General features: G+C 42.6%; 20 protein-coding genes. 9 read left to right on the forward strand and 11 right to left on the reverse strand.

Annotated features, from left to right (window positions below; all coding sequences use genetic code 11):
* Positions 1 to 9: 9 nt before the first annotated feature.
* Positions 10 to 1,611 (reverse strand): carboxyl transferase domain-containing protein, encoded by a 1,602-nt coding sequence (locus E0H89_RS14660; RefSeq protein WP_131218007.1) that lies wholly within the window; start codon positions 1,609 to 1,611, stop codon positions 10 to 12.
* A 42-nt stretch (positions 1,612 to 1,653) separates the two neighbouring features.
* Positions 1,654 to 2,826, reverse strand: a complete 1,173-nt coding sequence (locus E0H89_RS14665; protein WP_131218009.1) for an isovaleryl-CoA dehydrogenase — start codon at positions 2,824 to 2,826, stop codon at positions 1,654 to 1,656.
* A 147-nt stretch (positions 2,827 to 2,973) separates the two neighbouring features.
* On the opposite strand from E0H89_RS14665, the gene E0H89_RS14670 reads away from it, so the two are divergent.
* On the forward strand, positions 2,974 to 3,600 hold the full coding sequence (locus E0H89_RS14670) for a TetR/AcrR family transcriptional regulator (RefSeq protein WP_131218011.1): 627 nt from the start codon (positions 2,974 to 2,976) through the stop codon (positions 3,598 to 3,600).
* Between the two features lie 101 nt (positions 3,601 to 3,701).
* Entirely contained in the window at positions 3,702 to 5,390 is a 1,689-nt protein-coding gene (locus tag E0H89_RS14675) for an AMP-binding protein (protein WP_131218013.1), read from the forward strand.
* Between the two features lie 216 nt (positions 5,391 to 5,606).
* Here E0H89_RS14675 and E0H89_RS14680 read toward each other — a convergent pair whose 3' ends face one another.
* The 4 genes from E0H89_RS14680 to E0H89_RS14695 form a co-directional block, all read right to left on the reverse strand.
* Positions 5,607 to 6,044: a DUF2147 domain-containing protein gene (locus tag E0H89_RS14680; protein WP_447054313.1), complete on the reverse strand. Its 438-nt coding sequence runs from the start codon at positions 6,042 to 6,044 to the stop codon at positions 5,607 to 5,609.
* Positions 6,045 to 6,626: 582 nt separating this feature from the next.
* Positions 6,627 to 8,339 (reverse strand): electron transfer flavoprotein-ubiquinone oxidoreductase, encoded by a 1,713-nt coding sequence (locus E0H89_RS14685; RefSeq protein ID WP_131218015.1) that lies wholly within the window; start codon positions 8,337 to 8,339, stop codon positions 6,627 to 6,629.
* 122 nt (positions 8,340 to 8,461) lie between these two features.
* A complete protein-coding gene (locus E0H89_RS14690) occupies positions 8,462 to 9,700 on the reverse strand; it encodes an MFS transporter (protein WP_131218017.1) in 1,239 nt (412 codons plus the stop codon).
* A gap of 56 nt (positions 9,701 to 9,756) precedes the next feature.
* Positions 9,757 to 10,911: an acyl-CoA dehydrogenase family protein gene (locus tag E0H89_RS14695; protein ID WP_131218019.1), complete on the reverse strand. Its 1,155-nt coding sequence runs from the start codon at positions 10,909 to 10,911 to the stop codon at positions 9,757 to 9,759.
* 309 nt (positions 10,912 to 11,220) lie between these two features.
* On the opposite strand from E0H89_RS14695, the gene E0H89_RS14700 reads away from it, so the two are divergent.
* The 5 genes from E0H89_RS14700 (at position 11,221) to E0H89_RS14720 (ending at position 16,950) form a co-directional block, all read left to right on the forward strand.
* Positions 11,221 to 12,000: an enoyl-CoA hydratase gene (locus E0H89_RS14700; RefSeq protein WP_131218021.1), complete on the forward strand. Its 780-nt coding sequence runs from the start codon at positions 11,221 to 11,223 to the stop codon at positions 11,998 to 12,000.
* Positions 12,001 to 12,003: 3 nt separating this feature from the next.
* A complete protein-coding gene (locus tag E0H89_RS14705) occupies positions 12,004 to 13,521 on the forward strand; it encodes a 3-hydroxyacyl-CoA dehydrogenase (protein ID WP_131218023.1) in 1,518 nt (505 codons plus the stop codon).
* A 21-nt stretch (positions 13,522 to 13,542) separates the two neighbouring features.
* Entirely contained in the window at positions 13,543 to 14,745 is a 1,203-nt protein-coding gene (locus tag E0H89_RS14710; RefSeq protein WP_131218025.1) for a 3-oxoadipyl-CoA thiolase, read from the forward strand.
* A gap of 12 nt (positions 14,746 to 14,757) precedes the next feature.
* Positions 14,758 to 15,975: a CaiB/BaiF CoA transferase family protein gene (locus E0H89_RS14715; protein ID WP_131218027.1), complete on the forward strand. Its 1,218-nt coding sequence runs from the start codon at positions 14,758 to 14,760 to the stop codon at positions 15,973 to 15,975.
* A gap of 129 nt (positions 15,976 to 16,104) precedes the next feature.
* Positions 16,105 to 16,950 (forward strand): IclR family transcriptional regulator, encoded by an 846-nt coding sequence (locus E0H89_RS14720; protein ID WP_131218029.1) that lies wholly within the window; start codon positions 16,105 to 16,107, stop codon positions 16,948 to 16,950.
* A gap of 80 nt (positions 16,951 to 17,030) precedes the next feature.
* Here E0H89_RS14720 and E0H89_RS14725 read toward each other — a convergent pair whose 3' ends face one another.
* Positions 17,031 to 17,465: a PaaI family thioesterase gene (locus tag E0H89_RS14725; RefSeq protein WP_131218030.1), complete on the reverse strand. Its 435-nt coding sequence runs from the start codon at positions 17,463 to 17,465 to the stop codon at positions 17,031 to 17,033.
* A gap of 454 nt (positions 17,466 to 17,919) precedes the next feature.
* Between E0H89_RS14725 and E0H89_RS14730 the strand changes: the two genes are divergently transcribed.
* Positions 17,920 to 19,722: an acyl-CoA dehydrogenase C-terminal domain-containing protein gene (locus tag E0H89_RS14730; protein WP_131218032.1), complete on the forward strand. Its 1,803-nt coding sequence runs from the start codon at positions 17,920 to 17,922 to the stop codon at positions 19,720 to 19,722.
* 62 nt (positions 19,723 to 19,784) lie between these two features.
* Here E0H89_RS14730 and E0H89_RS14735 read toward each other — a convergent pair whose 3' ends face one another.
* The 4 genes from E0H89_RS14735 to E0H89_RS14750 all read right to left on the reverse strand — a co-directional run bounded on the left by E0H89_RS14735 (position 19,785) and on the right by E0H89_RS14750 (position 24,381).
* Positions 19,785 to 20,624: an IclR family transcriptional regulator gene (locus tag E0H89_RS14735; RefSeq protein WP_131218034.1), complete on the reverse strand. Its 840-nt coding sequence runs from the start codon at positions 20,622 to 20,624 to the stop codon at positions 19,785 to 19,787.
* A 205-nt stretch (positions 20,625 to 20,829) separates the two neighbouring features.
* Positions 20,830 to 22,035, reverse strand: a complete 1,206-nt coding sequence (locus E0H89_RS14740) for a 3-oxoadipyl-CoA thiolase (RefSeq protein ID WP_131218036.1) — start codon at positions 22,033 to 22,035, stop codon at positions 20,830 to 20,832.
* 34 nt (positions 22,036 to 22,069) lie between these two features.
* On the reverse strand, positions 22,070 to 23,587 hold the full coding sequence (locus tag E0H89_RS14745) for a 3-hydroxyacyl-CoA dehydrogenase (protein ID WP_131218038.1): 1,518 nt from the start codon (positions 23,585 to 23,587) through the stop codon (positions 22,070 to 22,072).
* 20 nt (positions 23,588 to 23,607) lie between these two features.
* Positions 23,608 to 24,381 (reverse strand): enoyl-CoA hydratase, encoded by a 774-nt coding sequence (locus E0H89_RS14750; RefSeq protein WP_131218040.1) that lies wholly within the window; start codon positions 24,379 to 24,381, stop codon positions 23,608 to 23,610.
* A gap of 204 nt (positions 24,382 to 24,585) precedes the next feature.
* Here E0H89_RS14750 and E0H89_RS14755 point away from each other — a divergent pair.
* The coding region (locus E0H89_RS14755) for an acyl-CoA dehydrogenase family protein (protein ID WP_131218042.1) at positions 24,586 to 24,814 on the forward strand (229 nt) is incomplete at its 3' end.

Raw genomic sequence — 24,814 nt, forward strand, 5'->3', positions numbered from 1 at the left:
TTTCACCCCTTACATGCGGAATACGCCAAATTTGGTTGGTAAAATTGGTGCATTCAGCGCCGCTGCCAGACTTAAGCCCAAGACCTGACGTGTCTGTGCAGGATCGATCACACCGTCATCCCAAAGACGCGCTGAAGCATAATAAGGATGACCTTGGCGCTCGTATTGATCACGAATCGGTTGTTTAAATTGATCTTCCTGTTCTGCTGACCAGCTTTCACCTTTTTGTTCAATTTGATCGCGCTTTAAAGTAGAAAGCACGCTTGATGCCTGTTCACCGCCCATCACCGAAATACGCGAGTTTGGCCAAGTCCAAAGGAAACGTGGAGAATAGGCACGACCACACATGCCATAGTTGCCGGCACCAAATGAACCGCCAATCACCAAGGTCAATTTCGGTACATTGGCATTGGCAACAGCCATTACCAGTTTGGCGCCATTTTTGGCAATGCCTTCATTTTCATACTGGCGACCGACCATAAAACCGGTAATGTTTTGAATAAAGAGCAGGGGAATATTGCGCTGGGTACACAGCTCGATGAAATGCGCGCCTTTTTGTGCAGATTCCGAAAACAGAATGCCGTTATTGGCAATGAGGCCGACTTTCATACCAAAAAGTTCGGCAAAGCCTGTGATTAAAGTTGTACCAAAACGGGCTTTGAATTCGTCAAAACGTGAACCATCGACAATACGGGCAATCACTTCACGCACATCAAAGGGCTTACGCGCATCACTGGGTACAATGCCATACAGCTCCTGCGCATCAAATAAGGGCGCTTCAATCTCATCAGCCGTTTTATTGGGTTTTTTATTTAAATTCGCCACAATATTACGGGCAATGGCAATCGCATGTTCATCGCTTTCAGCCAGATGATCGGCCACGCCGGATAGACGGGTATGCACATCACCGCCACCCAAGTCCTCAGAACTGACCACTTCACCAGTTGCAGCCTTAACCAAAGGTGGGCCACCGAGGAAAATCGTACCTTGATTACGCACGATAATGGTTTCATCCGACATCGCAGGCACATAAGCACCACCTGCGGTACAGCTTCCCATTACCACGGCAATCTGGGCAATGCCTTGGCTCGACATACGCGCCTGGTTATAGAAAATACGTCCAAAGTGATCACGATCCGGGAACACTTCATCCTGCATGGGCAAGTACGCACCACCTGAATCGACCAGATAAATACATGGCAAATGGTTTTGTTCAGCAATCTCTTGGGCACGTAAATGTTTCTTCACCGTTAGGGGATAATAAGTGCCGCCTTTGACTGTCGCATCATTGGCCACAATCATGCAGGTGACGCCATTCACCTGACCAATTCCTGCAATCACACCCGCAGCAGGCACATCATCGGGATAGACTTGATAAGCTGCCAATTGCCCAATTTCTAAAAAGGCAGTTCCGGCATCAATCAGATGATCGACGCGTTCGCGCGGTAACAGTTTGCCGCGTGCCAAATGTTTTTCACGGGCTTTTTCACCGCCGCCTAAAGCAATTTGTTGGGCTTTTTGTTTTAAATCATCGACCAAAATCTGCATGGCAGTCTGGTTGGTTTTAAAATCTTCACTTCGAATATTAATTTTGCTTTGTAATGTATTCATCTTCGAACTTCCTTGTTATTCAGTGTACTCACGGACCGCGATTTAAGCTGTTTCATTAAACAGTTCACGACCAATCAGCATGCGGCGGATTTCAGAAGTTCCCGCACCAATTTCATAAAGTTTGGCATCGCGCCATAAACGACCTGCGGCAAATTCATTGATATAACCATTACCGCCTAAGGTTTGAATGGTTTCACCTGCCATCCAGGTGGCTTTTTCAGCAGCATATAAAATCGCACTTGCTGCATCTTTACGTAAGCTACGACTATGTTCCGCCTTGTCACATTCCGCGCCCACGGCATAAACCAGTGCTTTACATGCCAGCCAGGTGGAGTACATATCGGCAATTTTGCCTTGCATCAACTGGAATTCACCGAGTGCCTGACCAAACTGTTTACGGTCATGAATATAAGGAAGTACCGTGTCAAGGCAGGCATCCATAATGCCCAGCGGACCTGCACTTAACACTGCACGTTCATAATCCAAACCACTCATTAAAACTTTGGTGCCATTGCCCACACCACCCAACACATTTTCTTTCGGCACTTCAACATTGTCGAAGAAAAGCGGGTAGGTGTTTGAACCGCGCATCCCCAATTTATCCAGATGAGTACCATGGCTAAAACCCGGCATGCCTTTTTCCACCAGAAAAGCCGTCATGCCTTTAGAGCCGGCTTTCAGATCAGTTTTGGCATACACCACCAGTACGTCAGCATCGCCGCCGTTGGTGATCCACATTTTTGAACCATTGAGCAGATAATGATCGCCTTTATCTTCAGCCTTTAGCTTCATGCTGACGACATCTGAGCCCGCATTAGGCTCTGACATTGCCAGGGCACCGACAAAATCACCGGAAACCAGTTTAGGTAAATACTTTTGTTTTTGTTCTTCGTTACCATTTCGCTTAATCTGGTTTACACATAAGTTAGAATGTGCACCGTAGGACAAGCCAATCGATGCTGATGCGCGTGAAATTTCTTGCATGGCAATAATATGCGCCAAATAACCAAGGTTAGTTCCACCGTATTCTTCGCTTACAGTCAGGCCAAGTAGCCCCATATCACCAAATTTTTTCCAAAGGTGAGCAGGGAATACATTGTCTTGGTCAACTTGCTGAGCAATCGGTGCAATCTCCTTTGCACAGAATGCTGCGATTGAATCTTTAAGGGCAATTAGCGTTTCATCCAAACCGAAATTTAAACTTTGTAGATTCATTTCTTCATTCATCCTGATGGTTATATTTGTTGTTCCAAAAAGCATTTTTTTTGTGCTTGATTTTTACAATACAACTATTTTTCGAAAAAGTGAATATATATTCACAAAATGATTTACAATTCATTTTATCTGGTTGAGAATAAGATTATGAGTTATAAAAGATCATCATTGATGCAGGAAAGAATGGAGCAAAATCGTCAAACGATTTTGCAGTCTGCGCGTGAACTGATTGCTCAAGGGGGCTTTAAAGATGCGCAAATTCAGGCGATTGCTGATCGTGCAGGCGTATCCAGTGGGCTGGTTTATCGTTATTTCGATAACAAAAGTCAGGTGTTGATTGAAGTATTGTCAGAAGCGATTCAGTATGAAGTTCAAATTTTGAACAACATTGCTGCAAGTGATCTTTCTGCATCTGAAAAATTACACAAGGCGGTGACCACTTTTGTTAAACGTGCATTGAATAGCCCCCAACTTGCGTATTCGCTGATGTTTGAGCCTGTCGATCCTTCGATAGAACATGAGCGTTTTCGTAGTAAGCAACTGATTAAACAAAGCATTAATGAAATACTTGCCGAAGGTAAAATCAATGGTGAGTTTGGATTTGAAGATTTAAATACCGCAGCGTTGTGCGTCGTTGGAGCAATGACTTTTGTGGTAATTGAACCGTTAAATCCTTCTAAAAATGTCAGGTTTGATCAGGCCTATAAAGACTATTTTGTCAAACAAATTGCCGATTTTTGTGTAAGTGGAGTTTGCTTAAAGGAGGGAGAGTGATCGGTTAAACACAAAAAATAAGGCTGTTTGAGAAAGTTGTCTGAGTCAAAACAATTAAAGTGAAAGAATCATAATTACAAAGAATCAAGGAGAGTGATTCAATGACACAAGTACGGTTAAGTTATGCCTATGGAACAAGCAGTCAGCCTTTACTTGGGATGACCATTGGTGAAAAGTTTGATCAGGCATGTCAGCAATATGCTGAACAGGATGCTGTGGTCAGTGTGCATCAAAATGTACGCTTAAGCTATAAACAGCTGCAGGATCAGGTCAATGCATTTGCATGTAGCCTGCTTCAATTAGGCTTGGAAAAGGGCGACCGGATTGCGATTTGGTCGCCCAATTGTGTGGAATGGACCATCACCCAGTTTGCAGCCTTTAAAGCCGGCATGATTCTGGTCAATTTGAATCCTGCCTATAAAAGCAGTGAACTTGAATATGTACTGAATAAAGTGTCCTGCAAGGCATTGGTGATTGCAGCGCAATTTAAAACCAGTAATTATCAGGAAATTTTGACCAAAATTGCCCCAGAAATCACCCAATCGCTAGATAAAAGACTTTCTGCAAAACGCCTGCCGCATTTACAGCACGTGATTAAAATTGATCACGAACAGCATATTGGTATTCACCGTTTTGCTGATTTACTGCCAGAACCGACGGCTGTTCAGTTAAATCAATTGCAAGCGATTGCCGCTGATTTACAGTTTGATGAAACCATTAATATTCAATTTACCTCGGGTACGACAGGTAATCCGAAAGGCACTATGCTCACGCATAATAATATTATAAATAATGGTTATTTTGTCGGTGAAGCGATTCATTTAACCCCCCAAGATCGGGTCTGTATTTCGGTACCGCTATTTCATTGTTTCGGCATGGTAATGGGCAATTTGGCCTGTATTACCCATGGTTCAACTATGGTCTATCCATCTGCTGTGTTTAACCCGCTAGATACTCTTAAAACGATTCAACAAGAAAAATGCACCGCAGCCTATGGTGTGCCTACCATGTTTATTGCCATGCTTGAACATGAACAATTCGATGAGTTTGACCTGAGCAGCTTACGTACCGGAATCATGGCGGGCAGTCCATGTCCACGTGAAATTATGCAGCGTGTGATTGACCGTATGCATATGGCCGAAATTACGATTTGTTATGGCATGACCGAAACTGCACCGGTCAGTGCTCAAAGTTCGACTTCAGATTCGGTTGAACGCCGTGTCGGAACTGTCGGCCGTGTCCATCCACATTTGGAAATCAAGATTGTCGATGAAAATGGCAAAGTGGTACCGCGTGGAAAGCTGGGGGAACTGTGCGTACGCGGCTATTCGGTCATGCTGGGTTATTGGGAAGACAACGACAAAACTCAGGAAGTGATAGATGTTGCCAAGTGGATGCACACTGGTGATATTGCCGAAATGGACGAAGATGGCTTTGTAAAAATTAAAGGCCGAATTAAAGATGTGGTGATTCGCGGTGGTGAAAATTTATTTCCGAAAGAGATCGAAGACTTTTTATATACGCATCCCGATGTTTCAGATGTACAAGTCATTGGGCTGCCAGATCCAAGATATGGCGAAGAACTGTGTGCCTGTATTATCCTGCATGAGCATCATCAGGTAAATGAAGAAGCAATTCGGCAGTATTGTGCAGAGCATATCTCGCACAATAAAATACCGCGATATGTGCGCTTCTTTACCGAATTTCCAATGACTGCTTCAGGCAAGGCGCAAAAATTTAAATTGCAGGAATTGATGCGCCAAGAGTTGCAACTGGAAGATATCGCATAATATTGATTCAAGATTGGCTAGCCATTGTCTGCATACCTCCCGATATCCTGATAAATAACAGGAGGAGCAGACATCTAATGGGATCAAAATATTAAAAAAATGATTTAGGTTTATATGACACAGCTAGTCATTGTCATTGCAGCTGATGATTAACGGTTAACGCATCAATAAAAAAGCGACTTAATAAAGTCGCTTTTTTAAATATGTCAGTCAGAATTAATTTACGCGAACCCAGGTTTGGTTACGTCCTAAAGCAGAAATCCCAATATACCCACGACCCGCTAAAGTTTTACCATCTTGAGATAGCTTGGCATTAAAGCTATATGTTTTACCATTCTTCGGGTCGGTAATTTTTCCCCCATCATACATATTGTTTGCAGTATTTTTTAGACCTGAGACAATCTGTATACCTTTAAGGGGTTTGTTATGGAATTTACCCGCACATTTTGTACATTTTTCACTTTCACTCGCTTCCAGTACATCCACAATTTTTGCAGAGAGCACACCGTTAGACGTTTCAGTAAATTGCACAACCGATAATGGCTTTTTAGTCACATCATCAATGGTTTTCCATTTGGTACCATGTAAGGGATCGGAAGCTAGAGCTAGGCTAGAGACTAGAGATAGTCCTAATACGCTTAGAGTTGTTTTTATCATCATTAGACCTCAACTGATTTGAGTAAGTTTTTCTTTAAAACTAATAGAAGTTATAGATTATACATACAGAGCTTCTATTCGGAAAACATGTATTGAAGTACTATGTTCTGTCAGCATTATGATAAATAAAATAGTATTTATTATGGATTTTTCATATATTTGTGTTTTTCTTATTTTCAATTTAAAACTGATCACCAAATGAATAGAGTGTTAAATTCTCAATCATCGATTCACTTTCATATTGAATAAAAATTTATTTTATATCAATTTTATAGAATAGATTATAGATTCAAATTGAATAGCATTACCTAGAAAGAAGTTTGGTAATAAACATCGAAAAATAGTGTAGGTTCAAAGTTTTTTGTCAGGTTTAATTAAAAAGTTTTATAGAGCTCGTAAATTTTTATTTCTAAATTATCCAAAAACACTGGAAAGCTATTTTTAATCTGAGCCTCCTAGAAGGCTCAGATTACCTAAAAAAATAAATGAAGGCGTTATTCGAACGTCTACATTGTGAGTAAAACAATATTCATGCATTTTTATAGGATGCCAAACATTGTTTTTCCAACCATCCCCAAATTACATATTCGGATAGTTTGGTCCACCACCGCCTTCCGGCGTTACCCAGGTGATGTTCTGAGAGGGATCCTTGATGTCACAGGTCTTGCAGTGTACACAGTTGGCTGCATTGATCTGAAAACGTTTCGAGCCGTCATTGTTTTCCATGATTTCATAAACCCCCGCCGGGCAATAGCGCTGAGCAGGCTCATCCCATTTCGGCAGGTTGACGTTGACTGGAATTGAAGCATCGGTTAGCTTCAAATGCGCCGGCTGGTTTTCTTCATGTACCGTGTTTGATACAAACACCGAAGACAGACGGTCAAAGGTCAGCTTGCCATCCGGTTTTGGATAATTCGGCTTAAAGTTCGCCGCATCGACGGTTTTCAATGCACCGAAATCCTGTACCAGATCATGCAAGGTAAATGGCACTTTAAACACGTTCTGATCGATAAAGTTAAATGCACCCCCCATCCATTGGCCAAACTTGTGCATCGCCGGGCCAAAGTTGCGCGAGTTATACAGCTCTTCTTTCAGCCAGCTGTTGTTAAACTTGTCTGTATACGCAGTAAGTTCTTTGGCAAAGAAGTCTTCACCCTCGCTCACACGTGCAACAGCGAGATCACCGCCTTTTTCTACGCCAGCCGCAATCGCTTCAAACACCGCTTCACCACATAACATGCCGGATTTCATCGCGGTATGTGAACCCTTGATCTTGGCAAAGTTCAGGAAGCCTGCATCATCACCAATTAAAGAGCCGCCCGGGAAAGTAAACTTCGGTAGCGAGTTAAAGCCGCCTTTGGTTACGGCACGTGCGCCATAAGAAATCCGCTTGCCACCCTCTAGATACTGCTTGATTAAAGGATGGGTTTTCCAGCGCTGCATTTCCATGAATGGATACATGTGCGGGTTGGTGTAGGACAGATCCACGATCATGCCCAAAGTCACCTGATTATTTTCAGCGTGGTATAACCACCAGCCGCCTGAAGAACCGGTTTCAGCAAGAGGCCAGCCTGCACCGTGCATCACCAGACCCGGTTTGTGTTTGGCCGGATCAATTTCCCAAAGCTCTTTAATCCCGATCCCGTAGTGCTGTGGATCGGCATCTTTATCCAGGTTATATTTTGCAATCAGGCGTTTACCTAAATGACCCCGGCAGCCTTCAGCAAAAAGGGTGTATTTGGCATGCAGTTCATAACCCGGAGTAAAGTTATGCGTCGGTTCGCCATCTTTGCCAATGCCCATGTCACCAGTTTGAATGCCTTTTACCGTTCCATCCGCATGGTACAGAATTTCAGACGCAGCAAAGCCCGGGAAAATGGACACTTCCAGCTCTTCGGCTTTGGTGCCTAACCAGCGCACCACGTTACCGAGCGAGATGACATAGTTGCCATCATTGTGCATGGTTTTTGGCACCATCCAGTGCGGTGCTTCCTGTGATTTTTCATCTGACAGCAGGAAGAAAGTTTTGTCTTCTGTTACAGGCACATTAAGCGGTGCGCCTTGTTCTTTCCAGTCAGGGAACAACTCATTCATGGCGCGCGGTTCAAGTACTGCACCCGACAGAATATGTGCACCGACTTCAGAGCCCTTTTCCACGACACAAACGGACAGATCGTTTAGATTGTTTTCAATTGCAAGTTGGCGAATTTTGATCGCTGCAGAAAGACCCGCAGGGCCTGCGCCTACGATAACGACGTCAAACCCCATCGATTCTCTGATAATATCTTCCATTATATAAAATCCTATTTCGCTTAGCGGTATTTTAGCAAATAGTGGTTCATTTTAAAAGCTCATCCGGCTTTTAAATCTGTATAAAAAAGCCTCATAAGAGGCTTTTTCAGATATTTAAAGCATTAAGATTTTTGAGGGTCGTATTGCTTTTCTTTGATGAACAGCGCAGGAATTACACCACAAATAAAGTATGCAGCACCCATCACCAGGAAGCCAAGGCCAATAGACCCACCACTTGCAAGGTAACCAATAATTGCTGGTGCAATTGCGGCACCTAAGCGACCCACATTGTAAGCACCGCCAATGGCTGTACCGCGTACGGCTGTCGGGAAACTTTCAGTCATGTAAGTTGCATTTACACCGTATGGAATACCGTATAAGAAACCGAAGATAACCAATAGATAAAGAATATTTTCTGGCGAATTATAAAACACGATTAAAGGTAGGAAGATGGCTGTACCTACAGCACCGAATGCATAAGTGAAACGTCGCCCAACTTTGTCTGCCATATATCCAGCAAGGACTTTACCCAAGATCATTGCGGTATAGGTACCTACCATATAAGCCGTCATTTCTTTAAACTTCATACCCAATTCGCTTTCGAGGTATGTCGGCATCCAGTTGTTTACACCATAGTAACCAAATTGTAGGAAACCAGCTGTTAACGCCCAAAGAATGAACATGTTACGATTTTTCTTGTCTTGAAAAATCATTTTCCAAGTCGATTCGGCAGGTTTGTCTGTTAATTCAACCTTCTTGAAACGATTCTCTTGCCATGCAGCAGGTTCTGGTACCATAAAATGCATCAGAATCGCCAAACCAACCGGGATTGCAGCCACATAAAACAACATGCGCCAGCCATGGTCTGGAATTAACCAGCCTGCAAGTAAAGTTGCGACAATATAACCGACCGTCCAGCCTGCTTGGAGTGTACCCAATACTGTTGTACGGTATTTTGTCGGAACATACTCGGCCATGAGGGTATTAGAGGCAATATATAAAGAGCCCAAACCTAATGAAGCGAAGAAACGCAAAGTACCAAATTCGACAAATGATTGCGTAAAACCAAGACCGCAAGTCAACACAGAAAATAATAAAATAGAAATAACAACAGTACGGACGCGTCCGAATTTGTCACATGCCCATCCACCAAAAATACCGCCAATCGCCATACCTGCCAGGGTAAAGCTTCCAAGCATCCCAGCTTCGACCGATGTTAATCCGAACTCAGCTTTAATACTGCTTAAGCTATAAGATAAAAGCATTAAGTCAGCGCCATCAACCAATAAGGCCAAGAACGCAAATACAAATGCAATTTTCCATGTATTTGGATTAATTTTGGATAAAGTATTAACAGCCATAATCCATTACCTTATAAAAAAGGCTGAGTCGCAAGGAGAGTGACCCAGCCAAACTGTTAACGCGTAGCTTCTTTAATCATGTTACGCGCAATAATTACTTGTTGAATTTGAGTGGTACCTTCGTACAAACGGAATAAACGGACATCACGGTAGAAACGTTCAATCGCATATTCGCTGATGTAACCTGCGCCACCATGGATCTGCACACCACGATCTGCCACACGGCCACACATTTCTGTAGCAAACATTTTTGCGCATGACGCTTCAGTGCTGACATTTTTGCCTGCATCACGTAGACGCGCCGCATCAAGCACCATGCATTTAGCTGCATAAATTTCAGCTTTTGAATCGGCCAACATGCCCTGAATCAACTGGAAATTAGCAATTGCTTGACCAAATTGCTTACGTTCAACCGCATATTGAAGCGAATCATCTAGCATGCGTGTTGCTGCGCCAACGCTCAGTGCTGCGATATGAATACGGCCTTTATCAAGCACTTTCATTGCAGTTTTAAAACCAACGCCTTCCACACCACCAATTAAAGCAGATGCTGGAATACGGCAGTTTTCAAAAATCACGTCACAGGTATGTGCGCCTTTTTGGCCCATTTTCTTGTCACGTTTACCAAGAGAAATACCAGGCGTTTTGCTGTCGACAATAAATGCAGAAATAGCAGCTGAACCCTTCAACTCAAGATTGGTACGTGCCATTACCGTGAAAGCACCTGCATGTGGGGCATTAGTAATAAAGCGTTTGGTACCATTCAAGATGTATTCATTGCCATCTTTTACTGCAGTTGTTTTTAAAGATGCAGCATCAGAACCAGAATCCGGTTCGGTTAAGCAGAATGAACCAATAATTTCACCACTGGCTAAGCGAGGCAGGAAATATTGTTTTTGTTCTTCTGTACCATCAATGATCAGACCTGAAGCACCGATACCATTGTTGGTACCAATAAGCGAACGGAAAGCAGGAGAGGTACGGCCTAATTCAAAGGCAATATAAACCTCTTCTTCCATAGTTAGGCCAAGGCCTTCATATTCTTCAGGAATTGTTAAACCAAACAATCCTAACTCTTTCATTTGCTGAACGATTTCTGTAGGGATTTCGTCTGTTTCAGCAACGAGTTCTTCATTTGGGATTAATACACCTTCAACAAATTGACGAATCATATCGACTAATTGGTCTAAGGTTTCCTGATCGCGAATCATGTCCTAACTCCGTTTTTAGGATTAACAGCTTGTTTTTTTAATTAATAAAATCGAACAAGATGTAGTCACTAAGCTAAATTTATCCGGATACTAATCAAAAAATATCGTATGCACAATATATACGAAAGTATATTTCGCATAGCGGTATTTATTATTTATTAATATTTAAGATTTAAATATTTGTTTTTTATAAAAAATATGCATTTATCATTATTATTAATTATTTTTCATATGAAAAAATTTAATTTAAAATTGGGTTAAAGTTATGTATATTGTAGTTAATATACCGCTGTGCGAAATTTAAAGATTATGGAAAGCACCCAAATATTAAAACTTACCCTTCCAGAAGATGGCGTAGCGCTTGTAGAAATACATCGACCTGAAGCAAGGAATGCACTGAATCTGGAACTACGTCAGGCACTTTCAGAAACTTTTCAAATACTGAACCACAATCCTGCAGTACGCGTTATTGTGATTACTGGCGGTGAAAAGGTCTTCGCGGCCGGCGCTGACATTAAAGACTTCACCACTGCAACCACAGCGCAAATGTATTTACGCCATACCGAACAGTACTGGCAAAGCTTGGTTGATTGCACCAAACCGATTATTGCGGCGGTGAATGGCTATGCCTTGGGGGGCGGCTGTGAATTGGCGATGCATGCCGATATCATCATTGCCGGCCAGTCGGCCAAATTCGGTCAGCCTGAAGTGAAACTCGGCCTGATGCCGGGCGCGGGCGGTACGCAACGTCTGCTGCGTGCCATTGGTAAATTTAAAACCATGCTGCTGGTGTTGTCGGGTAAATTTATAAGTGCTGAAGAAGCTAGTCAAATGGGCTTGGTATCTGAAGTGGTGGAAGATGAAAACACGATTTCTCATGCACTTGAGATTGCAAAAACCATCGCAGGTTTCTCTCCAATTGCAGTTCAGCAAATTAAAGAAGTGACCAATTTGGGTCAGGACTTGTCTTTGCAAGGCGCGCTGACTTTAGAACGTAAAGCCTTCCAGATTCTATTTGACACCAAAGATCAAAAAGAAGGCGTGAATGCATTTTTTGAAAAACGTCCTGCACAGTACACGGGAGAATAAGACATGACCATTCAATCTATGGCGTTGATCGGTACTGGTGTAATGGGTATGGGCATTGCGCAAATAGCTGCACAAGCCGGCGTGGAAGTTCGTTTATTTGATGCCAAAGCCGGTGCTGCCGAGGCGGGTTTAGCCAAACTCCAAGGCACATTGGAAAAACTTCAGGCCAAAGGCAAATTCACTGAACAAGTGCTGAATGAAACCTTGGCACGTTTTAAAATTTTAGACAGCATTGAACAAATTGCAGGTGTGGACATGGTGGTTGAAGCCATCATTGAAAACATTGAGATCAAGCAAAGCTTGTTTAAACAGATTGAAGCCATTGTTGCGCCTAGCACGATTTTAGCCACCAATACATCTTCACTGTCTGTAACCGCGATTGCATCAAATCTTGAGCATCAAGGGCGTATGGCGGGTTTCCACTTTTTTAATCCTGTGCCTTTGATGAAAATTGTCGAAGTGATTGCCGGCTTGGCCACCGATGAACAGGTGATTGCCGAATTGCTTGAACTGGCACAGCGTATGGGCCATTTCGGTGTACGCACCAAAGACACACCGGGATTCATCGTCAACCATGCCGGTCGTGCATACGGTACAGAAGCACTAAAAGCACTCGGTGAAGGGGTTGCATCAGTTTCAGACATCGACCGTATTTTACGTGACGGTATGGGTTTCCGTATGGGGCCGCTTGAGTTATTTGACTTAACTGCGCTTGATGTATCGCATCCGGTAATGGAATCGATCTTTAACCAGTACTATCAAGAAGACCGTTATCGTCCCCACCCTTTAACCCGTCAAATGTTGGCCGGTAAAAAAGTCGGTCGTAAAGTCGGTGAAGGTTTCTATAAATATATTGATGGCAAGAAAACCAACGAAGCACCGTTACAAGTTGTTCCGGCAGTCAACCACTTTAATGCGGTGTGGATTGCGGCAGATCGTGAACAAGATGTCAGCGTTTTACGTGATTACATCCGCGCGCAAGGCTTGGTGTTGGACAGTGCAGAACAACCTGCGGCAGACAGCCTCATTATACTTGCTACTTATGGTGAAGACAGCACTACGGCTGCTTTACGTTTGGGCGTAGATGCAGTGCGTGTGGTGTCGATTGATCTGCTGACTGATTTTGACAAGCACCGCACGCTCATGCCATCCATTGTGACTGCGAAAAATTACATCGATCAGGCGCATGCGATATTTGCTAAAGATGGACAGAGCGTGACCGTGATTGCAGAAAGTGTCGGCTTCGTTGCACAGCGTGTCTTGGCAATGGTAGTGAACCTGGCGTGTGATATTGCACAGCAGCAAATTGCCACGGCTTCTGATATCGATAAAGCAGTGAAACTGGGTCTGGGTTATCCCCATGGTCCAATTTCATGGGGCGATGTATTGGGTAGCGATCGCATCCTTCTGATTCTAGAGCGAATCTATGCCAATACTGGTGATCAGCGCTACCGTCCAAGCCCATGGCTGAAACGTCGTGCACAATTGAATTCATCTTTACTTCATAGCGCAGCTGTTTAAGCGAGTCAAAAGGAATCTCCTATGTTAAATGCCTATATTTATGATGGCGTACGTACTGCATTTGGTCGTCATGCCGGTCAGCTTGCCACGATTCGTCCGGACAATCTGGCTGCACATGTGATTAAGGCTTTGCTTGAAAAGCATAATTTACCCAACAATATTTATGATGATGTGATTTTGGGCAACACCAATCAGGCTGGTGAAGACAGCCGTAACATCGCGCGTCATGCTGCATTGCTTGCAGGTTTGGATGTCAAAACCCCGGCGCAAACCGTAAACCGTCTCTGTGCATCAGGTTTGGCATCTGTAATTGATGCAGCACGTGCCATTAGTTGTGGCGAAGGCGACATTTTTATCACCGGTGGTGTTGAATCCATGTCACGCGCACCTTTTGTCTTTGCCAAGTCCGAAAAAGCCTTTGGTCGTGATTTTAAAGTCTTTGATTCAGCAATCGGTGCGCGTTTCCCGAACCCTGCGATTGAAAAGCAGTTTGGTGATGACACCATGCCAAAAACTGGTGACAACGTGGCGGTTGAATACGGCATCACGCGTGAAGATGCGGATACATTCGCGGCAGCATCGCAAACCAAATATGAAGCAGCCAAACAGGCCGGTTTCTTTGATGGTGAAATTGTCGGCATCGAAGTGCCACAAGGCCGCGAATTAGCGCCTAAATTAGTCGCAATTGATGAGCATCCACGCCCATCGTCTAATATGGAAGCTTTGCAAAAACTGAAACCATTGTTTGAGGGCGGCGTAGTTACTGCCGGGAATGCTTCAGGCGTGAACGATGGTGCAGCAGTATTGTTGATTGGTTCACAGCAGGCTGAGCAAACCTTGGGCTTTAAGCCGATTGCCAAGATTTTGGCATCGGGTGCAGCCGGGATTGAACCACGTATTATGGGTGCAGGTCCGGTTGATGCCATCAAGCTGGCCCTTAAACGTGCTAACCTGACTTTGGCTGATATGGACATCATCGAGATCAATGAAGCTTTTGCCTCTCAAGTGTTGGCATGTCTTCAAGGTTTAGACGTTGCTTTGGACGATCCACGTGTCAATCCAAATGGTGGGGCGATTGCAGTCGGTCATCCATTGGGGGCATCGGGCGCTCGCCTGGCTTTATCAACGGCACGTGAACTACAACGCAGCGGCAAAAAATATGCTGTGATCAGTCTATGTATTGGTGTGGGACAAGGTCTCGCAATGGTTATTGAACGTGTATAAAGGGAAAGACACATGGGTGCATTAGAGGGTATTCGCGTACTGGATTTAAGCCGCGTACTTGCAGGTCCTTGGTGTGGTCAAATCTTGGCGGATTTAGGCGCAGAAGTGATTAAAGTTGAACGTCCAAAAACGGGTGATGACACTCGTTTATGGGGTCCACCTTGGATGAAGAATAATCAAGGTGAGGACACACGTGAAGCGGCTTATTACCAATCTACGAACCGAAATAAACTTTCCGTTGCGATTGATATTTCGACCGCTGAAGGTCAGGAACTAGTCCGCGCTTTAGCTGCAGACTCTGATGTAGTGATTGAAAATTATAAAGCCGGCTCGCTGAAAAAGTACGGACTGGATTACGATAGTTTAAGTGCCATTAACCCAAAACTGGTCTATTGCTCAATTACCGGTTTTGGTCAAACCGGACCACGTGCACCGGAACCGGGTTATGACTTTATCATCCAAGGTATGGGCGGGTTAATGTCTGTGACTGGTGAAAAAGATGACTTGCCAGGCGGTGGTCCACAAAAAGTAGGTGTGGCCTTTGCTGATCTAACCACGGGTCTGTATTCAACCATTGCCATTCAAGCAGCGTTGTTAAATCGTACCATTACTGGCTTAGGTCAACACGTTGATATGGCATTGCTTGATGTACAAGTGGCAACGCTTGCCAATCAAGGCATGAACTATTTAGCGTCAGGCAAAGTGCCAGGGCGCTATGGTAATGCGCATGCCAATATTGTGCCTTACCAAGTGTTTAAAGCAGCAGACCAAGACTTTATTATTGCTTGCGGCAATGACAAACAATTTGTGGCATTAAGCAATGCGATTGGTTTGCCTGATTTACCTAACGATTCACGCTTTACCACTAACGCACTACGGATTAAACACCGCAGTGAAATTGGCGAGTTATTATCTGCGCATTTCCTTGGCGATAATGCAAAACATTGGGTTGAAGTGATTCATGCGGTGAAAGTACCGGTTGGATTGATTAATAACCTTGAACAAGCTTTTGAAGAACCGCAAGTGAAAGCCCGAGATATGCTGGTTGAAATGCAGCATCCTTTAAAAGATAAGCTGAAAGTAATTGGTTCCCCAATCAAACTTTCTCGTACTCCAGTGGAATACAAGAAGGCACCGCCAATGCTGGGTGAACATACTAATGAAATTTTGGCGCGGGTAGCGGATGTTGAAAAATTAGCAGAACTGCGAAGCAAAGGTATTATTGGTTAATCCATCTTAAAAGCTTTATTAAAATGAATAAAGAAGCAACTTTTACAAGTCGCTTCTTTGCTATTAATAGGATATTTATATTATAATTTTCGCAATGCGAAACAGAATTAAAGAAATTAGGCCATTTAAATGACTGAAGTGACAGAATCGGAACAAGCGGAGAAGCTATTAGCTCCTTTACGACATGAACTCCTGGATCCTATTGAGGATATGCAGGATGAAAATGATCGTCAATATATTACCGCTCTCGCCCGTGGTTTGGAACTGTTACGTTGTTTTACCCCAAAACATCAACATTTAGGTAATCAAGAACTCTCTCAAATGACAGGTTTGCCGAAACCGACCATTACCCGTTTAACTCATACACTGTCACGTTTGGGTTATTTAAAACAAGTATCAAACTCAAGTAAATTTCAACTGTCTGTTGGCGTGCTCTCATTTGGTTATTCGATGTTGTCGAATCTTTCAATCCGTTCGATTGCTCATCCATACATGAAAGAATTAGCAGATTATGCAGGTGCAGCAGTTGCAATGGCAACTCGTGACCGCTTAAACATGATTTACTTAGATGTCGTGCAAGGCAAGGGTAGTGTTACTATGCGACGCCAAGTCGGTACCTATTTACCCATTCATTTAAGTTCTGTTGGTCGTGCATGTTTGGCAGCTATGCCAGAAGATGAGCGTGAATTTTTACTCAATGCCATTCGTGCCAAACACAAAGAAGACTGGATAAAAATAAATCGTGAGTTAGATAAGGCTTTTAAAGATTATCAAGATTTTGGATATTGCTTCTCGGTCGGTGACTGGCATAAAGATGTGAATTCAGTGGCTGTACCTTATTATCACGATCAACATGGATTACTGGTATTTAACTGTGGTGGGCCAAGCTTTATTTTAAGCCGTGAAAAGCTGGAAGATGAAATCGCTCCGCGTTTAGTACATATGGTAAATAATATTCGTACAGATTTTGGCTAGTGGATATTAAGACGCTATACCTATTACTTAAATAATCACATAAAGAGCAGTATCTATTCAAAAGATACCGCTCTTTTTGTTTATTTTCGAATAATCATTAGGGTTGCGGTAGCATGCGCATAAATTTTATCATTTTCATCAATAATTTTGCCTTCAGTACTGACAATTGTCCGTCCAGCATTAATCAAGTGCCCAATGCCTCGATAGGTTTTTCCGACTTGCATGGGGCGAATCATTTTAATATTCAAGTCTACAGTCGCAAAGCGATTGCCTTTTTCCATAATGGAGTGGGCAACACCGCCCGTTACGCTGTCTAGAACAGTGGCACAGAATCCACCATGCACGCCACCTTGTAAATTAATATGTTCTTCACCCGGTGTAACTTCATACACAACATATCCTTCTTGCACATCCACTAGTTTCATAGGAATGGTCTTGGCCATCGGTGCATGTGGAATTTCACCATTTTTAAGTGCATTAAGTGCTTCAATTCCTGAATATTGGTCAGTCAGCATTCCTTTATTCCTTGTCCTGTCTTTTTCGATTTATTGAAAAATAACATAATCTGGAAATTTATAAAATAAAATTTTGTATTGCAAAATATTTAATTCTTATATGAGTTTTTCGCTGTTTTTTATAGAAAAATGAGAAAGATAAAAATGATTTTATTCAGATATTTTTATTCATCATTAATTAAACGAGAAAATATGGCAGATTCTCAAAGATTAAATGACTCTGTTTAGATAGAAATGTATAAAATTTAATCAAAAAAAACGGATTGATGTGCTTTTTGTAGTAAATAGTAAATATATGGAATATTATTTCGTTATGCGAAATTATTTCTATGATGTGAAAAAATCACGCCGTTATAAATGTGAAATATTCATTTTAAAGATCACAAGAACATTGGAACTACTCTGCCAAATATTTAAAAATTTTAGCAGGGAATATAAAAGGAAGGATTAAACAATGCCAGATTATATTGCACCGCGTCGAGATATGAACTTTGTCTTAAATGAAGTGCTCAACATTGAAGAAACTTATTCTGGTTTTGAATATTACCAAGACAAAGTGTCGGCTGAATTATTTAATCAATATTTAGATGTCGCAGCAGATTTTTGCCAAAATGAAATTCTGCCCTTAAATGCAGTAGGCGACCGTCAAGGTTGTACTTTAAAAGATGGGATTGTGACTACACCAGACGGTTTTAAAGCAGCTTATAATAAATATGTTGAATTAGGTTTCCCATCCTTAACTGCACGTGAAGAATTTGGTGGTCAAGGTTTACCAAACTTACTTCGTACCGCAATTCAGGAAATGACTACGGCGTGTAACTGGGCATGGGGCATGTACCCAAGTTTATCGCATGGTGCTATGCGCACGATTAATCACCATGGGACAGAACAACAAAAACAAATTTATCTGCCGAAATTAATTAGCGGGCAATGGACAGGAACCATGTGCTTAACAGAAGCACAAGCAGGTTCAGACTTGGGGCAAGTTCGTACCAAGGCTGTACCAAATGAAGATGGCAGCTATGCGATTAGCGGTGAAAAAATCTTTATTTCTGCAGGCGATCATGATTTGGCAGAAAATATTGTGCATATTGTACTGGCTCGCTTGCCAAATGCACCTGAGGGTACACGCGGTATTTCTCTATTTATTGTTCCAAAATTTAATGTGGATGCAGAGGGTAATAAAGCTGATCGTAATAATGTGGTATGCAGTTCGCTTGAACATAAAATGGGCATTCATGGTAACGCGACCTGTGTTCTAAATTTTGATGCTGCACGTGGCTATTTGATTGGTCCGGAGCATAAAGGTTTACTGTGTATGTTTACTTTTATGAACGCAGCGCGTTTAAGTACCGCAACCCAAGGTTTAGCCATTTCTGAAGCAAGTTATCAAGGTGCTTTGTCTTATGCCAAAGATCGCCTGGCTTTACGTGCGCTTGGTGGTGCAAAATTCCCTGAAAAAGCAGCCGATCCGATTATTGTCCATCCTGCAGTACGCAGTATGTTGCTGACCCAAAAAGCCTTTGCCGAAGGAGGCCGTATATTAACGTATTTAATTGCACATTGGGTCGATGTAGCAGGGGTAACTCAGGATGCGGCTGAAAAGAAAAAAATTGAAGATCTGCTCGCTTTATTAACTCCAATTGCCAAAGCTTTCTTAACGGAAATGGGCGTGGAATGTTCTAAACATGGTATGCAAGTGTTTGGCGGTCATGGTTATATTTCTGAACATGGGATGGAACAGTTGGCGCGTGATATGCGTATTGCCTGTCTATATGAGGGCACTACCGAAATTCAGGCGATTGACTTGCTCGGTCGTAAAATCTTGAAATCAGAGGGTGTTCTTTTAAATAATTTCACCGATATGATTGAACATTTTATCGCGAAACATCAAAACCAGACGGGTATTCAATCCTTGTTAAACAAGTTGTCTGAATTATTGACAGAATGGAAAAATCTGACTGATTTTATTGCGAAAAAAGCCAAAACCAACCCTGACGAAACAGGTGCAGCCTCTGTCGATTATCTGTATTTCTCTGGCTATGTGACACTGGCTTATGTATGGGCTAAAGCGGCACAGGTTGCACAAAGTCAAATTACAGCAGGCTCAACAGATGAGTTTTATCAAGCAAAACTGGCGACTGCGCAATTTTATTACAGTAAATTGTTAAACCGCACTAAAACGCATGCCGCTAATATTTTAGAAGGCGGTGAGGTCGTGTTCAGATTAGACCCTGAAGCATTTAAATTTGATTAATAAATTAATCAAATTGCATAAAAGAAGCGCCATTTAGGCGCTTCTTATTTATCTGAAATTTTTTAGTTGTTATTTAAGGTACTGGAAATATTATTGACCATATGAATTAAGCGTGGCCCGATCTCATTTTCCAGCTTTTCCTGATCCAGCAAATAACTTGGCGCGCCACAGTTAAACACCAAAATGCCATGTTGCGGATGAATCAGCGGTACCGCCACCGAATTGACATCTTTGGCCCAGTCACCAATAGACAGACAATAACCATAATCTTGATAATCGCGAACTGCACGTTCTAAATTACGCTTAATACTCGGCCAACTGTCTTCATTTCTTTTTTTAATCGCATCAAATAAATAATGGCGCTCTTTCTCAACCATAGCAGCCAAACATGCCCGGCCCATCGCACTACTATGAATAGGTAAAGTTGAGCCAATCGGACGACGCATGGTGAGTGTAGAATCTGTATGCACTACATTCAGATAGATCATGTTTAATCGGTCGCGTGTCGCCATCGCTACTGGTGCCTGTGCATATTTAGACATTTCCTCCATAAAAGGTTGTGCCTGAGTGCGTGCAGAGATATTGGACAGTGCTGAATAGCCTAATGCCAATACACCAACATCGAGTAAATATTTGGTGGTATTGGGTAATTGCTTTAAATAGCCCAAAGAAACCAAGGTACTGGTAATACGTGCCACGGTCGGTTTAGGAAGATTGGTCAGATGTGCAATTTCCTGATTGCCTAGCAATTGATTGGTTGATGAAAAACAACGTAGGATTTCTAGCCCACGTGCAATTGAAGCAATAAATTGTGGATTGTTTTCGCGATGAATATGAGAAATGGGGTCTAAACGTATTTCATCAAAGTTGGAACTTTCACCTGATTTATTTTTTAATGTCATGTTGAGGTACAATCAAATAGATAACTATAAAATATAATAACAACTAAATTTCACGATACAAAATAAATGTCTAATTATCTAGTTTTATTAAGATGAATGACCATCCATTTTTTAATATCTTTTATGAAATGAATGTTACATAAAATTAAGCGGCTGAATAACCACAGCCGCTTAACAAGAGTTCAAGGCTTACTGAAAAGAATACTCAGCCTACGTTTTCAATCACCATGGCCAAGCCTTGGCCAACGCCAATGCATAAGCTGACTACAGCATATTTTTTTCCTATACGCTGTAATTGGCGTGCAGTGGTTAATGCAAGACGTGCACCTGAAGCACCTAATGGATGGCCGAGTGCAATGGCACCCCCATTTGGATTGACACGTGGATCATCCGACTCAATCCCTAAGCCTTTTAAACAAGACAGCACTTGAGATGCGAAAGCTTCATTAATTTCAATGATATCCAAATCATCTAAAGTCAAACCGGCACGTGCAACCGCTTTTTTAATGGCTTCAATTGGACCTGCGCCCATAATACGCGGTTCAATACCTGCTGCTGCTGCAGACAAAATTCTAGCCATTGGCTTTAGGCCATATTTTTGCTGTACCGCTTCGCTACCAATCAGTACTGCAGCTGCACCATCATTAATGCCGGAAGCATTTCCTGCAGTAACCACACCACCTTCAAAAAGTGGTTTCAGTTTTTGCAATGCTTCGAAATTTGAACTTGGACGAGGGTGCTCATCTTCAACTACTGATTTTGGCGGTAATTTACGTCCTTGAGAAACTTCCACTGCGGTAATTTCATCTTCAAAAAAACCGCCCTGTTTCGCAGCTTCATATTTGGCTTGTGACGCTGCAGCAAATGCATCTGCCTGTTCACGGCTGATACCAAACTCTACCGCAACATTATCACCTGTTTCCGGCATGCTATGACCGCCAAATTGCTTGACAATCTGTGGGTTAGGGAAGCGTGAACCAATGGTGGTGTCATAAATTTTTGCTTCGCGGCTATAAGCAGATTCAGCTTTTGCCATCACGAAAGGCGCGCGTGTCATTGACTCGACACCACCGGCAATATACAAATCACCTTCACCACAAGTAATGGCGCGAGCAGAATCAATGATAGCGCCCAAGCCTGAAGCACATAAGCGGTTAACGGTTTGACCCGGAACAGTGACCGGTAATCCTGCCAAAAGAGCTGCATGACGTGCCACATTACGGCTGTCTTCACCGGCCTGATTGGTGCTGCCAAAAATCACATCTTCTACATCTGCACCTGGAATGCCTGTTTTTTCAACCAGACGGCGAATCACTAAACCGGCTAAATCATCCGGGCGAATTGTAGCTAAGCTACCTGCATGACGACCAAAAGGAGTACGTAATCCATCATAAATATAAGCGTTTAACATTTTTTTTTCCTTGAAGAATTTTGATATTAAAGTTTTAAGCGGTAAAAGTTAAAGATTGGTTAAGCTTGACACGACGTTGCAACCAAGGACTTGGGCGATAACGCGGGTCTGCGGTAATTTGAGTCATGCGCTCCAAAATAAGCAGAATTTTTGCAGGGCCGAGCACATCTCCCCAGCTAATTGGACCATGTGGATAGCCTAGCCCTAAGCGTACCGCAGCATTAATGTCATCGACTGTGGCAACCCCTTGCTGGGCAATATCACAGGCTAAATTAATCACCATCGCAATCACGCGCTGTGCAACAAAACCGACACTTTCCTGAATTACGGTGACGCTATTACCATCCAGATTGAAAATGGAATGTGCTGTCTGGCTCAATTTTTGTTGGGTAATCAGACTTGGCATTAAGGTACGATGAGCATTTAAACCGTTAATTAAGTCGATAGCGACAGTACGTGTAGGATCGAGGTTTAGGCGCTGGATGCTTGAGCTGGTATCTTCACCATAACTTGCCACTAAAATCAGACTGTCCGCTGCCGGATAATCTTGCGTATCCATTTTAATTTGATGCGTATTTAGATAGTCGGTTAATGCCTGACGGTCTGCTTCAAAATCTGCCGCAATCCAGACGGCAGGGTATTCAGCCAATTTTTCAACTCGAATTGCCGGCTGTTCATCTAGTTTTTGTCCCGCTGGATAACGGTAAAAACCTTGACCCGTTTTACGCCCCAGTTGATTGGCAATCAGCATTTGTTTAGTGAGTACATTGGGACGGTAGCGCGGTTCTTGATAATATTGCTCATAAACCGATTCCATCACTGGATGAGATACATCCAAACCGGTTAAATCGAGCAGCTCGAAAGGTCCCATTTTAAAGCCAAGATTTTGTTTTAAAATTCGATCAATTTCGTGAATGCTGGCGACATTTTCATTAAGAATTTTTAAAGATTCGGTGCCGTAAGCACGACCGGCATGATTGATAATAAATCCGGGTGTATCTTTTGCAACCACAGGTCGATGTCCCATTTTATAAGACAAATCGACTAAGGTACTGACAATCTCGGGTTGAGTACGGATGCCGGGAATCACTTCCACTACTTTCATGAGAGGTACTGGATTAAAGAAGTGATAACCTGCGATACGTTCAGGATGTTGGCTTTGCGATGCAATTGCAGTAATGGAAAGTGACGAAGTGTTCGAAGCAATAATGGTATTTTCCGGGACCAATGCTTCTAGCTGCTTGATCAGTTCTTGCTTAACTGAAAGATTTTCAACAATTGCTTCAATAACAAGATCACAATTTTTAAGTTCATCTAAACTTTGTGCGATCACTAAATTGGCCAGTGCTTGCTGAGCAGATTCCGCAGTAATTTTATTTTTTTCCACCAGTTTATTTAAAGTTTCCTGTAGCTTTTCAGCTGCTGTTTGGGCAGCACCTGCTTTGGCATCATATAAATACACGTGATGATTGGACTGCAGGACAATTTGGGTAATTCCTGTACCCATGATGCCGGAACCGATAATGCCAATCGTGGCAATTTGAATGGACATAAAAGCTTTCCCTAAATAATTTATTTGCCTTGATATTGCGGATGACGTTTTTCAATAAAGGCTTGCATACCTTCTTTTTGATCTTGGGTATCGAACAGCAACTGGAAGGATTTTCGTTCCAAGCTTAAACCGGCATTCAACGGTACATCTTCAGACATTAACGCCACTTCCTTAATTTGCTCAAGGGCAATAGGCGGTAGACGTGCAATGGTTTTTGCCATTTTGATGGCAGTACTGATCGTTTCACTATCTGGTACAACCTGTGACGCCAAACCAATTTGATATGCTTCCTGTGCAGAAACCAGACAACCCGTCAGAATCATACGCATGGCGTGAAATTTTCCAACTGCACGGAATAAGCGTTGTGTACCGCCAGCACCGGGCATCACGCCAACTTTTACTTCTGGTTGACCAAACTGCGCAGATTCTCCGGCAATAATAATGTCGGCATGCATCGCCAGCTCACAGCCGCCACCAAGTGCATAGCCATTTACCGCGGCAATTACCGGTTTTGGATAATGTGCAATGGCTTGCCAATAACGTTCTGTATGACGCAAATACATTTCTGTGGTTTGTGCTGAAGCCAATTCTTTTAAATCTGCACCTGCTGCAAATACCGAATCGCCACCAGTAAGTATCAAGACACGAATATCATCATTTAAAGCCAGTTCAGAGAAAGTTTCTGCTAGATGCCTGCGAACTTCAGTATTGAGTGCATTTTTCGCTTCAGGACGGTTAATTTGAACGATCGCAATATGATCTTCGATATACTCCAATGTCACAGATTTTTTCATTATCACTCCGTTGATTTCGTAATACGAAATTTTATTTTCATTTAAACTAATCCTATTCCTACCTAAACTCAATATCTTTTATACAAAAATATTTATTTTGTATTTCCTCTTGCTGTTTTTATTCTTTTGTGGTTATTTATTTCGTATTGCGAAATTAAAAAAGGTAAAGGAATTTACCGTAAAAATGAACAAAGGGAGTAAACCATGATCCGTGATCCGGAAATGCTGGAACAGCTTTTAGACACCATCCGAAATTTTGTCAAAAATGAACTGCTGCCTTTAGAACACGAGGTGGAGGAAAGCAACGCCATTCCTGAACATATCGTCAGCCAGATGAAAGCGCTGGGTCTGTTTGGCCTGACCATTCCCGAGGAATATGGCGGTCTCGGCATCACCATGGAAGAAGAAATTCTGGTGGCGCTGGAACTGGGCC

The organism is Acinetobacter sp. ANC 3781 (assembly GCF_004331285.1).
Lineage (GTDB): Bacteria > Pseudomonadota > Gammaproteobacteria > Pseudomonadales > Moraxellaceae > Acinetobacter.

Coding starts and splice junctions, on each gene's coding strand:
- E0H89_RS14725 (WP_131218030.1), bottom strand. CDS start 17,465: ATGCTGACTGACCAATATTCAGGAATTGAAGCACTTAATGCACTTAAA.
- E0H89_RS14710 (WP_131218025.1), top strand. CDS start 13,543: ATGTTAAATGCCTATATTTATGATGGCGTACGTACTGCATTTGGTCGT.
- E0H89_RS14695 (WP_131218019.1), bottom strand. CDS start 10,911: ATGATTCGCGATCAGGAAACCTTAGACCAATTAGTCGATATGATTCGT.
- E0H89_RS14740 (WP_131218036.1), bottom strand. CDS start 22,035: ATGTTAAACGCTTATATTTATGATGGATTACGTACTCCTTTTGGTCGT.
- E0H89_RS14670 (WP_131218011.1), top strand. CDS start 2,974: ATGAGTTATAAAAGATCATCATTGATGCAGGAAAGAATGGAGCAAAAT.
- E0H89_RS14675 (WP_131218013.1), top strand. CDS start 3,702: ATGACACAAGTACGGTTAAGTTATGCCTATGGAACAAGCAGTCAGCCT.
- E0H89_RS14685 (WP_131218015.1), bottom strand. CDS start 8,339: ATGGAAGATATTATCAGAGAATCGATGGGGTTTGACGTCGTTATCGTA.
- E0H89_RS14660 (WP_131218007.1), bottom strand. CDS start 1,611: ATGAATACATTACAAAGCAAAATTAATATTCGAAGTGAAGATTTTAAA.
- E0H89_RS14730 (WP_131218032.1), top strand. CDS start 17,920: ATGCCAGATTATATTGCACCGCGTCGAGATATGAACTTTGTCTTAAAT.
- E0H89_RS14750 (WP_131218040.1), bottom strand. CDS start 24,381: ATGAAAAAATCTGTGACATTGGAGTATATCGAAGATCATATTGCGATC.
- E0H89_RS14705 (WP_131218023.1), top strand. CDS start 12,004: ATGACCATTCAATCTATGGCGTTGATCGGTACTGGTGTAATGGGTATG.
- E0H89_RS14745 (WP_131218038.1), bottom strand. CDS start 23,587: ATGTCCATTCAAATTGCCACGATTGGCATTATCGGTTCCGGCATCATG.
- E0H89_RS14735 (WP_131218034.1), bottom strand. CDS start 20,624: ATGACATTAAAAAATAAATCAGGTGAAAGTTCCAACTTTGATGAAATA.
- E0H89_RS14720 (WP_131218029.1), top strand. CDS start 16,105: ATGACTGAAGTGACAGAATCGGAACAAGCGGAGAAGCTATTAGCTCCT.
- E0H89_RS14665 (WP_131218009.1), bottom strand. CDS start 2,826: ATGAATCTACAAAGTTTAAATTTCGGTTTGGATGAAACGCTAATTGCC.
- E0H89_RS14690 (WP_131218017.1), bottom strand. CDS start 9,700: ATGGCTGTTAATACTTTATCCAAAATTAATCCAAATACATGGAAAATT.
- E0H89_RS14700 (WP_131218021.1), top strand. CDS start 11,221: ATGGAAAGCACCCAAATATTAAAACTTACCCTTCCAGAAGATGGCGTA.
- E0H89_RS14715 (WP_131218027.1), top strand. CDS start 14,758: ATGGGTGCATTAGAGGGTATTCGCGTACTGGATTTAAGCCGCGTACTT.